The sequence below is a fragment of the Streptomyces sp. Wb2n-11 genome (assembly GCF_001049855.1).
GTDB classification, from domain to species: domain Bacteria; phylum Actinomycetota; class Actinomycetes; order Streptomycetales; family Streptomycetaceae; genus Streptomyces; species Streptomyces altiplanensis.
The window spans coordinates 1729586-1742539 of record NZ_CVPB01000001.1 but is presented as its reverse complement, the minus strand read 5'-3'; the positions used below and the strand labels follow the sequence as shown (position 1 = coordinate 1742539).

Below are 12954 nucleotides of genomic sequence, written 5' to 3'. Positions count from 1 at the left end.
GACCCCCGTGAACCCCACTCCCGCATCCGATGCGTCCGAGGCCGAAGAACCTTCCACCACCCACGACCGAGGACAGGGCGGTACGTGCGCCCGCCTCGTCGTCGACGAGGCCAAGGTGCCCCGGCAGAAGGGCGGTGACCACGGGGAGCAGCGCACGCCGGGGCCCGGCACACGCCCGCAGGCCGCGGACGCGGACCTCCTCGACCACCCCGACCCGCACGCGGCAGCGGAGGCGGCAGCCGTCGAGAACCTGCTGCGCTGCTGGGTCCGGGAGAGCGACATCACCGAGCCCCTCGGACCGGTCCTGCGCATCCCGCTCGACGCCAGCGGCACCGCACTGCTCGTTCCCGTCCGCTACTGGTCGGCCACCGGATGGCACCGCTTCGGCATGCCGGTCCTGGAAGGCGGGCCGCAGGGCGCACCGCCCGTCGACGCCGTCACGGTCGCCGCCCTCCTGGGCCGCGAGGCGGGGCAGCGCGAAGGAGCGGACCTGGTGGGCCGGGTCGCCGACTCGGTGCGGCGCACCGCCGGGTTCATCGCCGCCCGCCGCCGGAGCCCCGGCCCCGCCGAAGAGGCGGACCTGTTCCTCAGCGCGGAGCAGTCCCTTCTCCTGGGGCATCCGCTGCACCCCACCCCCAAGAGCCGCGAAGGGCTCTCCGACGCCGAAGCGCTCCTGTACTCACCCGAGCTGTACGGCTCCTTTCCGCTGCACTGGATGGCTGTCGACCGGTCCGTACTCGCGGGGGACTCCGCCTGGACCGAGCGTGGCCGTACCGTCCCCGTCGAGCAGCTCGCCGTGCGGCTGGCCGACGGCCTCCGACTGCCCGACCACACGGTCCCCCTGCCCCTCCACCCCTGGCAGGCCCGCGAGCTCAGGCACCGGCCCGCCGTCGCGGCGCTCCTTGAGCAAGGTCTCCTCCACGACCTCGGCCCTCATGGCGCTCCGTGGCACCCCACCTCCTCCGTCCGCACCGTGCACCGCCCCGGTTCGCCCGCCATGCTCAAGCTCTCGCTCGGCGTGCGCATCACCAACTCCCGTCGTGAGAACCTCCGCAAGGAACTCCGCCGCGGTGTCGAGGTGCACCGGCTGCTGCGCGGCGGACTGGCCGAGGAATGGCAGTCCGTCCACCCTGGCTTCGACATCGTCCGCGACCCGGCCTGGCTCGCCGTGGACACGGTGGACGGCGAACCGGTTCCGGGCTTCGACGCCCTGCTGCGCCACAATCCGTTCGGCTCCGGTGACGACGCCGTCTGCATCGCGGGCCTCACCGCTCCGAGGCCCTGGCCCGGCCGGGCCGGCATGTACTCCCGCCTTGCCGACATCGTCGCCCGTCTCGCCGCCCGCACCGGCCGGCCCGCCGCGGCCGTCGCCGCCGAGTGGTTCCTGCGCTACCTCGACCATGTCGTGCGCCCGGTGCTCTGGCTGGACGGCACGGCAGGAGTCGCCCTGGAGGCCCATCAGCAGAACACCCTGGTCCTCCTCAACCCCGACGGCTGGCCCGTCGGCGGCCGCTACCGCGACAACCAGGGCTACTACTTCCGCGAATCCCACCGCGCCGGCCTCGAACGCCGCCTCCCCGGCATCGGTACCACCAGCGACACCTTCGTCACCGACGCCGTCACCGACGAACGCTTCGCCTACTACCTCGGCATCAACAACGTCTTCGGCCTGATCGGAGCGTTCGGCGCCCAGCGGCTGGCCGACGAACGCGTCCTGATTGCCGCGTTCCGCCAGTTCCTCGGGAAGAACACCGCCCTCGGCTCCCCGCTGCCCGCACAACTCCTGGAGACCCCCAGCCTCCGCTGCAAGGCCAACCTGCTCACCCGGCTGCACGGCCTCGACGAACTCGAAGGTCCGGTCGACACCCAGTCCGTCTACGTCACCATCGCCAACCCCCTTCGCACCTGAAGGAACACGCCCGCCCGAACTGCTGAGAGGAGCGTCGCCGTGCCTCCCCCCGATGCGAGCACCGACGCAGGAACCAACTCCGCTCCCCGTGCCGGATTCGGCACCGAGGACACCCTGGACCTGCGGCTGTCCGACGAGCTCGTCGCGCTGTTCGGTGACGACGGCCCGGTGACCGGCCCCCCGGCCACCGGCGGCGACCTCCTCGACACCCCCGCCGACTGGGGCCCCGTCACCACCCCAGCCGGCGTCTTCCAGCTCGTTCCCGTACGCATCGAACGGGACCTGCCGCTCATCAGCCGGTGGATGAACGACCCGGCCGTCGCCGCCTTCTGGGAACTCGAAGGGCCGCAGGACGTGACCGCCGCCCACCTGCGCCCCCAGCTCGACGGCGACGGCCGCAGCGCACCCTGTCTCGGCGTACTGGCAGGCGTCCCCATGAGTTACTGGGAGATCTACCGCGCCGACCTCGACCCGCTGGCCCGCCACTATCCGGCCCGCCCGCACGACACCGGGATCCACCTTCTCGTCGGCGGCGTCACGGACCGCGGCCGCGGCCTCGGCACCACCCTTCTCAGAGCCGTCGCCGACCTCGTCCTCGACAGCCGCCCCGCCTGTGCGCGTGTCGTCGCCGAACCGGACCTCCGCAACACCCCCTCCGTCTCGGCCTTCCTCCGGGCAGGCTTCCGCTTCTCCGCCGAACTCGACCTCTCCGACAAGCGAGCCGCACTCATGGTCCGTGAACGCACCCTGCGAAACCTGCTGTGAACAACCCGCTGCTTCTCATACACCACTCGTCCCGAATAGGTTCCACTCCGAGGAGTCCCCGTGCCGAAACCCGCCGCCGCCCATGATTTCGAGGACCCGCTTCCGCTGCTCGCTCCGCCCGAACTGAACCCCGGCACCTGGGACCTGGCAGCCCGCCGCCTCCTCGCCAAGATGCTCGGAGAGTTCGCGTACGAGGAGATCATCGAGCCGCTTCCGCAACCAGCCGGCGACCGCCACACCCTCCTGCTCGACGACGGAGGAACCCTCTCCTTCCGGGCCGGCCGGGGCGCCTACGGCAGCTGGCGGGTCGACCCCGACACGATCGAACTCCGCGACCACGCCGCCGACGCCACAGGCCGTCCCTTCGGCGACCCCCTCCGCTTCCTCGTCCTCGCCCGCCGCCTCCTCGCCCTCGACGGCGCCACCCTCGGCCACCTCATCCGCGAGCTGAGCGCCACCCTCGCCGCCGACGCCCGCCTCGGTCACACCGCCCTGCCCGCGGCGCTCCTCGCCGACCTCGGATACGCGGAACTCGAAGGGCACCAGACCGGCCATCCCTGGCTCGTACTCAACAAGGGCCGCCTCGGCTTCTCCGCCAGCGACACCGCCCACTGGGCCCCCGAAGCCCGTACACCGGCCGCGCTCCCCTGGATCGCGGTCAGCACCGACCTCGCGGGCTACCGCGGAGTCCCCTTACTCGCCACGCCGGAGCGCCTCTACGCACGCGAACTCGACGTCTCCACCCGCGAGTCGTTCGCCGCCGCGCTCCGTGCCCGCGGCCTGGATCCCCAGCGGTACCTCTATCTGCCCGTACACCCCTGGCAGTGGGACGAAGTGGTCCTGCCGCTCTTCGCACCCGCCGTCGCACAGGGCGCCATCGTGCCGCTCCCCACCGACGGTGATGTACGGCTGCCGCAGCAGTCCATCCGCACCTTCCTCAATACGAGCCGCCCCGACCGGCACACGGTCAAACTGCCGCTCGCCGTCCTCAACACGCTTGTCTGGCGGGGACTGCCCACCGAGCGGACCCTGGCGGCGCCCGCCGTCACCGCCTGGGTGCACGGGCTGCGCGACGCCGACCCCTTCCTGCGCGACGAGTGCGGAGTGATCCTCCTCGGAGAGGTCGCCTCCGTGGCCGTCGCGCACCCCCTGTACGACGGCCTCACCGAAGTCCCGTACCAGTACAAGGAACTGCTGGGCGCCATCTGGCGCGAGCCGCTCACCGGCCACCTCGCGCCGGAAGAGCGCGCCCGCACGCTGGCCTCCCTGCTCTACACGGACCCCGAAGGCCGTGCCTTCACCGCGGAACTCGTCGCCCGCTCGGGTCTCGCGTCCACCGCCTGGCTCAAGCGGCTCTTCGCCGTCCTGCTGCCCCCGTTGCTGCGCTTCCTGTACCGCTACGGCACCGTGTTCTCCCCGCACGGCGAGAACGCCATCGTCGTCTTCGACGACCACGACATCCCGGTGCGCCTCGCCATCAAGGACTTCGTCGACGACGTGAACGTCAGCGCGCAGCGGCTGCCCGAGCACGACTCCATGCCCGACGACGTGCGCGAGGTCCTCCTCACCGAGCCCCCGGCCTTCCTCACGCAGTTCATCCATTCCGGCCTGTTCGTCGGTGTGTTCCGCTATCTGGCTCCCCTCTGCGAGGAACAGCTGGGTGTTCCGGAGGACGAGTTCTGGTCACTCGTACGGGCCGAAATTCTGCGGCACCAGGCACGCTTCCCCGAGCTCAAGGACCGTTACGAACTCTTCGACCTGCTCGTCCCGCGGATCGAGCGCCTCTGTCTCAACCGCAACCGTCTGCACCTCGACGGCTACCGCGACCGCCCCGGCCGCCCGCACGCGGCGGTGCACGGCACCGTACCCAACCCCCTCCACCTGTCCTGATGAGCTCGCCGGTTGTGATCCGGGTGCGGAACCGGGGTGTCAGTGGTGCCCCGTAGGCTGGTGGAGCTATGACGAAGCCCTCACTCCCCGAGCTCCTCCACGCCGCCGTCACTGCCGTCGGCGGCACAGAGCGGCCAGGCCAGGTCGCCATGACCGAGGCCGTGGCCGAAGCCATCGACGACAATGCCCACCTGCTCGTCCAGGCCGGCACCGGCACCGGAAAGTCCCTTGGCTATCTGGTCCCGGCCCTGGCACACGGCGAGCGCGTCGTGGTGGCGACGGCGACCCTGGCCCTGCAGCGCCAGCTCGTGGAGCGTGATCTTCCGCGTACGGTCGAGGCGCTGCATCCACTGCTGCGCAGGCGTCCCGAGTTCGCCATGCTCAAGGGGCGCTCGAACTACCTCTGCCTGCACCGGCTCCACGAAGGCGTGCCGCAGGAAGAGGAGGACGGCCTCTTCGACCAGTTCGAAGCCGCCGCTCCCACCAGCAAGCTCGGCCAGGACCTGCTGCGCATGCGCGACTGGGCGGACGAGACGGAGACGGGCGACCGCGACGACCTCACCCCCGGTGTCTCCGACCGTGCCTGGGGCCAGGTGTCCGTCTCCTCCCGCGAATGCCTCGGCGCGTCGAAGTGCGCGTACGGAGCGGAATGCTTCGCGGAGGCGGCCCGCGAGCGCGCCAAGCTCGCCGATGTCGTCGTGACCAACCACGCCCTCCTCGCCATCGACGCCATCGAGGGCGCGCCCGTGCTCCCGCAGCACGAGGTGCTGATCGTCGACGAGGCGCACGAACTGGTCTCACGGGTGACCGGCGTCGCGACCGGCGAGCTCAGCCCCGGGCAGGTCAACCGGGCCGTCCGCCGTGCGGCCAAGCTCGTCGACGAGAAGGTCGCCGACGCCCTCCAGACGGCCGCGGAGTCCTTCGAGCGGCTGATGGAGCTCGCGCTCCCCGGACGCCTCGAAGAGGTTCCGGAAGACCTCGGGTACGCCCTCATGGCACTGCGCGACGCCGCCCGTAACGTCATCTCGGCCATCGGCTCGACCCGGGACAAGTCCGTCCAGGACGAGGACGCCGTCCGCAAGCAGGCGCTCGCGGCCGTCGAGAGCATCCACGGTGTCGCCGAGCGGATCGCCAACGGTTCCGAGTACGACGTCGTCTGGTTCGAGCGGCACGACCGTTACGGGGCCTCCCTGCGCGTCGCCCCGCTCTCCGTGTCGGGGCTGCTGCGCGAGAAGCTCTTCAGCGAGCGCTCCGTCGTCCTGACCTCCGCCACCCTCAAGCTCGGCGGCGACTTCAACGGCGTGGGCGCCTCGCTCGGCCTGTCCCCGGAGGGTGTGGAGGGGAGGACGTCCCGGTCTGGAAGGGGCTCGACGTCGGCTCGCCCTTCGACTATCCGAAGCAGGGCATCCTGTACGTGGCCCGGCAGCTGGCCACCCCGGGCCGCGAGGGGTCGCGGGGCGACATGATGGACGAACTCGCCGAGCTGATCGAGGCCGCCGGAGGCCGCACGCTGGGCCTTTTCTCCTCCATGCGGGCCGCCAAAGCGGCGGCCGAGGAGCTGCGCGGCCGGCTCGGCATGCCGATCCTGCTCCAGGGTGAGGAAACGCTCGGTGAGCTGATCAAGTCCTTCGCGGCCGATCCGGAGACCTGCCTCTTCGGCACGCTGTCTCTCTGGCAGGGCGTCGACGTGCCCGGACCGAGCTGCCAGCTCGTCGTCATGGACAGGATCCCCTTCCCCCGCCCCGACGACCCGCTGATGAGTGCACGGCAGAAGGCGGTCGAGGAAGCCGGGGGCAACGGTTTCATGGCCGTCGCAGCCACCCACGCGGCGCTGCTGATGGCCCAGGGCGCGGGACGGCTCGTACGGGCCACGGGGGATCGCGGTGTCGTCGCCGTACTCGATCCGAGGCTGGCCAATGCGCGCTACGGCAGTTACCTGCGGGCGTCCCTGCCGGACTTCTGGTACACCACGGACCGTAACCAGGTGCGCCGCTCACTCGCCGCGATCAACGCCGCGGCCGAAGGGAAGTAGCGGCGGCGGTTCGGCCGTAAAAGTGGCAGGCCCCCGGAACCGGCGCAGTGGGTTCCAGGGGCCTGGTCTTCGACCGCGAGGTGTCACACCCGCCGCAGTACCGCCACGACCTTGCCGAGAATGGTCGCTTCGTCGCCGGGGATCGGCTGGTAGGCGGCGTTGTGCGGGAGCAGCCACACCTGGCCGTCCTCGCGCTTGAACCGCTTCACCGTTGCCTCGCCGTCCAGCATCGCGGCCACGATGTCGCCGTTCTCTGCGACCGGCTGGCGGCGTACCGTCACCCAGTCGCCGTCACAGATCGCCGCTTCGATCATCGAGTCGCCGACGACCTTGAGGACGAACAGCTCACCGTCCCCCACGAGCTGCCGGGGGAGTGGGAAGACGTCCTCCACCGACTCCTCGGCGAGGATCGGGCCGCCGGCCGCGATCCGGCCGACGAGGGGAACGTAGGACGCGGCGGGCTTGCCGGCCGTGTCGGTGGGCTGGGCGCTGGGCTGGTCCGAGCCCCGCACCTCGTACGCCCGGGGGCGGTGCGGGTCACGGCGCAGGAACCCCTTGCGTTCGAGAGCCATCAGCTGATGAGCCACGGAAGAGGTACTGGAGAGGCCCACCGCCTGACCGATCTCGCGCATGGACGGGGGGTATCCTCGCCGTTGCACCGAGTCCCTGATGACCTCGATGACCCGTCGTTGCCGATCGGTGAGGCCGGAACTGTCCGCCCTGATTCCTGGAGGCCGGCCGGGCAGCGAGCGTGAGGGCTTGGAGCCCTCGGGGTGTGTGGCTGCTGCTTCATTCATGGCATGCACCGGCTCGAGTCGGCTCTGGGAGCGGTCCTGGGCAGCGATAGTTGCACTGTCAGCGGTCGTGGTCACGTCGGCCCCTCTCGAGATGTTCTCTCCCTGGCTGGACAACGGTAGTTGCTTTCGAAAGGTTGCGCCAAACACACGTTCGAGTGAAAAAGCGCAGAATGCTTTACTGGAATGCGCGACGGGGTGTATGTGGGGCCATTTCGAACCGAATGGCAATTCGGGTCATCACGGTAGCCTTCGCGGTCGGGGCGGGGGCGGCCGGGCGCGGTTCTCAGCGTGTCGTGCGCCGGTCGTCACCCGTGCGGTGCACGACACGCGCGGAGAGTGAAAACACGCCCGGACCCCAGATCTAGTGGTTGCATGGCCGCGGCCTCCCACAAGTTGTGGTCCCTGGTCCGCCGGGAGTTCGGTCATCGCCTATGCTGGTGGCTGCTTCGAAGGGTCCTCCGTGGGGCCGGCGAGGCTATTCAGTCGTACTGCGAGGGAGGGTTGGGTTCCATGCACTGTCCCTTCTGCAGGCACCCGGACAGCCGTGTCGTCGACAGTCGCACCACCGACGACGGAACCTCGATCCGCAGGCGCCGCCAGTGCCCCGACTGCTCCCGCCGTTTCACGACGGTGGAGACCGCCTCGCTGATGGTGATCAAGCGCAGCGGAGTCACCGAGCCTTTCAGCCGCACCAAGGTCATTTCCGGCGTGCGCAAGGCCTGCCAGGGGCGGCCGGTCACCGAGGACGCCCTCGCCAAGCTCGGCCAGCGGGTCGAGGAGGCGGTGCGCGCCACCGGCAGCGCCGAGCTGACGACCCACGACGTGGGGCTGGCCATACTCGGCCCACTGCAGGAACTCGATCTCGTCGCGTACCTGCGCTTCGCGTCCGTGTACCGGGCGTTCGATTCACTCGAGGACTTTGAGGCCGCCATCGCGGAGCTCCGCGAAGAGCGGCCGCCGGCAAGTGATTGCGACTGCGGGCCCGGCGCGACCCCCGAGGTCCCCGTCCCCGCCGCTGCCGCCGACTGACCGGCCGGCGGACAGATCCACACCTGTTCCGGCCGCTCTTCGCGGCGTCCGGAACATCAGACACACCACGTGCCCCGGGAAGAACTGGGCGCGTCAGAGCGTTTTTGTACGTATATGGGAGGCGGCATGACAGAGACGGCGAGCGGCCCGGCACGAGGTTCCCGCACCAAGGGATCCAAGGCGGCTGTGGCTCGACAGGGCTTGCGCATCGAGCGCATCCACACCACGCCCGGCGTGCATCCGTACGACGAGGTGGTCTGGGAGCGTCGTGACGTCGTCATGACCAACTGGCGCGACGGCTCGATCAATTTCGAGCAGCGTGGCGTCGAGTTCCCCGACTTCTGGTCGGTGAACGCGGTCAACATCGTCACCAGCAAGTATTTCCGCGGAGCCGTGGGTACGCCGCAGCGCGAGACCGGTCTGCGCCAGCTGATCGACCGGATCGTGAAGACGTACCGGAAGGCCGGTGAGGAATACAACTACTTCGCCTCTCCCGCTGACGCCGAGATCTTCGAGCACGAGCTGGCCTACGCCCTCCTGCACCAGATCTTCAGCTTCAACTCGCCGGTCTGGTTCAACGTCGGTACGCCCCAGCCGCAGCAGGTCTCCGCCTGCTTCATCCTGGCCGTCGACGACTCCATGGAGTCGATCCTCGACTGGTACAAGGAAGAGGGCATGATCTTCAAGGGCGGCTCCGGCGCCGGCCTGAACCTCTCCCGCATCCGCTCCTCCAAGGAGCTCCTCTCCTCCGGCGGCAACGCCTCCGGTCCGGTCTCCTTCATGCGGGGCGCCGATGCCTCCGCAGGAACGATCAAGTCGGGCGGCGCCACCCGCCGCGCGGCCAAGATGGTCGTGCTCGACGTCGACCACCCCGACATCGAGGACTTCATCGAGACCAAGGTGAAGGAGGAGGAGAAGATCCGCGCCCTGCGTGACGCGGGCTTCGACATGGACCTGGGCGGCGACGACATCACGTCCGTCCAGTACCAGAACGCCAACAACTCGGTACGCGTGAACGACGAGTTCATGCACGCGGTCGAGGCCGGCGGCAAGTTCGGCCTCCGCGCCCGCATGACGGGTGAGGTCATCGAGGAGGTCGACGCCAAGTCGCTCTTCCGCAAGATGGCCGAGGCCGCCTGGGCCTGCGCCGACCCCGGCATCCAGTACGACGACACCATCAACAACTGGCACACCTGCCCCGAGTCCGGCCGGATCACCGCGTCGAACCCGTGCAGCGAGTACATGCACCTGGACAACACCTCGTGCAACCTGGCCTCGCTGAACCTGATGAAGTTCCTCAAGGACGACGGCAAGGGCAACCAGTCCTTCGAGTCCGAGCGCTTCGCCAAGGTCGTCGAGCTCGTCATCACCGCGATGGACATCTCCATCTGCTTCGCGGACTTCCCCACCGAGAAGATCGGTGAGAACACCCGCGCCTTCCGCCAGCTCGGCATCGGTTACGCGAACCTCGGCGCCCTGCTCATGGCGACCGGCCACGCGTACGACAGCGTCGGCGGCCGCTCGCTCGCCGGCGCCATCACCTCGCTGATGACGGGTACGTCGTACCGGCGCTCCGCCGAACTGGCGGCGGTCGTCGGCCCGTACGACGGTTACGCCCGCAACGCCGAGCCCCACCTGCGCGTCATGAAGCAGCACTCCGACGCCAACGCCACGGCCCCGCGCGTGGACGACCTGGACTCGCCGATCTGGGCGGCCGCCACGGAGTCCTGGCAGGACGTGCTCCGCCTCGGCGAGAAGAACGGCTTCCGCAACGCGCAGGCCTCGGTCATCGCGCCCACCGGCACCATCGGTCTCGCGATGTCCTGCGACACCACCGGCCTCGAGCCCGACCTCGCCCTGGTCAAGTTCAAGAAGCTGGTCGGCGGCGGCTCGATGCAGATCGTCAACGGCACGGTGCCGCAGGCGCTGCGCCGCCTGGGCTACCAGGAGGAGCAGATCGAGGCGATCGTCGCCCACATCGCCGAGCACGGCAATGTGATCGACGCCCCCGGCCTCAAGCACGAGCACTACGAGGTCTTCGACTGCGCGATGGGCGAGCGTTCCATCTCCGCGATGGGCCACGTCCGCATGATGGCGGCCATCCAGCCGTGGATCTCCGGCGCGCTCTCCAAGACGGTGAACCTGCCGGAGACGGCCAGCGTCGAGGACGTCGAAGAGGTCTACTTCGAGGCGTGGAAGATGGGCGTCAAGGCGCTCGCGATCTACCGCGACAACTGCAAGGTCGGCCAGCCCCTCTCCGCCAAGAAGAAGGACGTCAAGGCCGAGGTCACGGAGAAGACCGAGGAGACGATCCGCGCCGCGGTCGAGAAGGTCGTCGAGTACCGCCCGGTGCGCAAGCGTCTCCCGAAGGGCCGCCCGGGGATCACCACCTCCTTCACGGTGGGTGGTGCCGAGGGCTACATGACCGCCAATTCCTACCCGGACGACGGTCTCGGTGAGGTCTTCCTGAAGATGTCCAAGCAGGGCTCGACCCTCGCGGGCATGATGGACGCCTTCTCGATCGCCGTCTCGGTCGGTCTGCAGTACGGCGTCCCGCTGGAGACATACGTCTCGAAGTTCACCAACATGCGCTTCGAGCCGGCCGGCATGACGGACGACCCCGACGTGCGGATGGCGCAGTCGATCGTCGACTACATCTTCCGCCGCCTGGCGCTGGACTTCCTGCCCTTCGAGACCCGTTCGGCGCTCGGCATCCACTCCGCCGACGAGCGCCAGCGTCACCTGGAGACCGGTTCGTACGAGCCGTCGATGGAGGACGACGACGTCGAGGGCCTGGCCCAGTCCGCCCCGCGACAGACGGAGACGCCGAAGCCGGTCGCCGCCCCGAAGGCGGAGGCCGTGCCGGAGCAGAAGCAGGCGCACACCTCGGCGGAACTCGTCGAGATGCAGCTCGGCATCAGCGCCGACGCGCCGCTGTGCTTCTCGTGCGGTACGAAGATGCAGCGCGCGGGCAGCTGCTACATCTGCGAGGGCTGCGGCTCGACCAGCGGTTGCAGCTGACCGGCCGGTAGGCGACAGATGAGATGAGGGGCGGCGGGCCCGACGGCTCGCCGCCCTTCGGCGTTTCCGAACGGCGGGCCCGGGGGCCCGCCGTTCCCGGGCAGGTCGCTCTCAGGCGAGACTGCCGCCCATCGCCCCGGCGAAGGAATCCGGGTCGACGTCGAAGCCCCGGACGGCGGGGCGGAAGTCCCAGCTTCCCGAAGCGTCTCTCGTGAACTCGGCGACGCTGGCCGCGGTGGAGGCGGACACGTCGGCGAAGTCGCTCTCCGCCAGCACCGTGTAGCCCTCGCGGATGCGGAAGCCCGTATTGGGTATGTCGCCGAACGTCTTCCTTCCTCCGCCCTGCTGGATGGCCATGCCGACCACCACCCGGGCGTAGGCAGGTGCCAGCCGGTCGAGTTCGAGAGTCATGACCTCGTCGAAGCCGAATCCCTGGCCGGTCCGGCTGTCCCTGTTCAGGGTGATGGTGCCGTCCGGCGAGCGGCTGTCGAAGTGCACGACGTACACGGGGCTGCCGTACGGGTCGTCGGCGGCGTACGTCGCGGCGATGATGTCCAGGTCATGGGGCGGTTCCCCCATGGGACTGGGATCCCACCTGAGCGTCACCTCGACCTTGCCGACCCCTTTGCTGAGACTGCCCACCCGTTTTCCCTCCCTCGGAACCCGGCCGGCTGTCACCGGCGCGAGCTGTGCGAATGTGCACCTGGGACAAGGCTAGCCCCGGGCACCGACAACTCGGGGGGCGCTCAGCACTGTTCACCCGCGAAAGAGGATGGCCGTACGATGGCGCGGTGCTGGTCAAGTGGATTCGCTGCACGGTGATCGACCGTCGAGGTTTCGAGCGGGGGCAGCGGAAGTGGGCGGGACTGCTGGGAGAACCGGGGTTCCGGGGGCAGGGCGGTGGCTGGAGCCGTGAGCGGCCGGGGGTGGTGCACGTCTTTTCCTTCTGGGAGAGCCGCGCGTTCTACGACTCGTTCATGGCGCGTTCCCACGACCGGCTCGCGGCTGCCCAGTCGGGTACGTACAAGAACCCCCAAGTCGGTCTCTTCGAGTACCGGTTCGACATCAAGACGGGTTTCGAACCGCGGTTCACCGACGCCGACGTGGTGCGGGTCGCGCACTGCAAGGTGCACGAAGGCCGGGTCGAGCACTTCTCGCTGATGCAGGAGAAGATCTGGAACCCGGCGATGGCCGGGTCGCCGGGGATGCTGCGGGGGGTGTTCGGCGAGGCGCCGGGCAATGAGTTCCTGGCGCTGTCGATGTGGCAGTCCGCCGCCGAGCACGGCAAGTACCGCGCCGAGCGGGTGGAGCGCCTGTCGCTGCGTGCGCAGACCGATGCCGATGTGGCCGAACTGGCGGGGGCCATCGTTCAGTTGGAGCCGTCCTGGACGGTGTGACGGTGTGACCGGGCCGTACGCGCGGTCCTGTACGCACCGCACCGGGCGGCGGGGCGCGCAGGAGTCCCGCCCCGCGCGGTGGCCCGGTGCGCCTGCCCGGGCCGACCGCTGCGC

At 69.6% G+C, this 12954-nt stretch carries 8 protein-coding genes and 1 pseudogene; 7 read left to right on the top strand and 2 right to left on the bottom strand.

Going from position 1 to position 12954, the window contains the following annotated elements; all coding sequences use genetic code 11:
* Nucleotides 1-7: 7 nt before the first annotated feature.
* From BN1555_RS07665 to BN1555_RS07650, 4 genes and pseudogenes are all read left to right on the top strand, one after another.
* Nucleotides 8-1909 carry an IucA/IucC family protein gene (locus BN1555_RS07665; protein WP_093798670.1) on the top strand — a complete coding sequence of 634 codons (1902 nt, stop codon included), beginning with the start codon at nucleotides 8-10 and terminating at the stop codon, nucleotides 1907-1909.
* Between the two features lie 39 nt (nucleotides 1910-1948).
* The gene (locus tag BN1555_RS07660) at nucleotides 1949-2674 is read left to right on the top strand and encodes a GNAT family N-acetyltransferase (protein ID WP_093798669.1); all 726 of its coding nucleotides are present in this window, start codon (nucleotides 1949-1951) and stop codon (nucleotides 2672-2674) included.
* Between the two features lie 60 nt (nucleotides 2675-2734).
* A complete protein-coding gene (locus BN1555_RS07655) occupies nucleotides 2735-4564 on the top strand; it encodes an IucA/IucC family protein (RefSeq protein ID WP_093798668.1) in 1830 nt (609 codons plus the stop codon).
* A gap of 68 nt (nucleotides 4565-4632) precedes the next feature.
* Nucleotides 4633-6596: pseudogene (locus BN1555_RS07650) on the top strand (ATP-dependent DNA helicase).
* Nucleotides 6597-6679: 83 nt separating this feature from the next.
* On the opposite strand, the gene lexA reads toward BN1555_RS07650, so the two are convergent.
* The gene (gene lexA / locus BN1555_RS07645) at nucleotides 6680-7468 is read right to left on the bottom strand and encodes a transcriptional repressor LexA (RefSeq protein ID WP_093798667.1); all 789 of its coding nucleotides are present in this window, start codon (nucleotides 7466-7468) and stop codon (nucleotides 6680-6682) included.
* 435 nt (nucleotides 7469-7903) lie between these two features.
* Here lexA and nrdR point away from each other — a divergent pair, with 435 nt between their 5' ends.
* Both nrdR and BN1555_RS07635 read left to right on the top strand, forming a co-directional pair.
* Nucleotides 7904-8422: a transcriptional regulator NrdR gene (nrdR, locus tag BN1555_RS07640; RefSeq protein WP_093798666.1), complete on the top strand. Its 519-nt coding sequence runs from the start codon at nucleotides 7904-7906 to the stop codon at nucleotides 8420-8422.
* A gap of 126 nt (nucleotides 8423-8548) precedes the next feature.
* On the top strand, nucleotides 8549-11443 hold the full coding sequence (locus BN1555_RS07635; protein ID WP_093803266.1) for a vitamin B12-dependent ribonucleotide reductase: 2895 nt from the start codon (nucleotides 8549-8551) through the stop codon (nucleotides 11441-11443).
* Between the two features lie 111 nt (nucleotides 11444-11554).
* Here the strand turns inward: BN1555_RS07635 and BN1555_RS07630 are convergent, their stop codons facing one another.
* A complete protein-coding gene (locus tag BN1555_RS07630; protein WP_093798665.1) occupies nucleotides 11555-12085 on the bottom strand; it encodes a TerD family protein in 531 nt (176 codons plus the stop codon).
* 149 nt (nucleotides 12086-12234) lie between these two features.
* On the opposite strand from BN1555_RS07630, the gene BN1555_RS07625 reads away from it, so the two are divergent.
* Complete coding sequence (locus BN1555_RS07625) at nucleotides 12235-12840, top strand: YdbC family protein (RefSeq protein ID WP_093798664.1); 606 nt, start codon at nucleotides 12235-12237, stop codon at nucleotides 12838-12840.
* The last annotated feature ends 114 nt before the right edge of the window (nucleotides 12841-12954 follow it).

Excerpts from the sequence above, each read along its gene's own strand:
- nrdR (WP_093798666.1), top strand. The coding sequence starts at position 7,904 with ATGCACTGTCCCTTCTGCAGGCACCCGGACAGCCGTGTCGTCGACAGT.
- BN1555_RS07635 (WP_093803266.1), top strand. The coding sequence starts at position 8,549 with ATGACAGAGACGGCGAGCGGCCCGGCACGAGGTTCCCGCACCAAGGGA.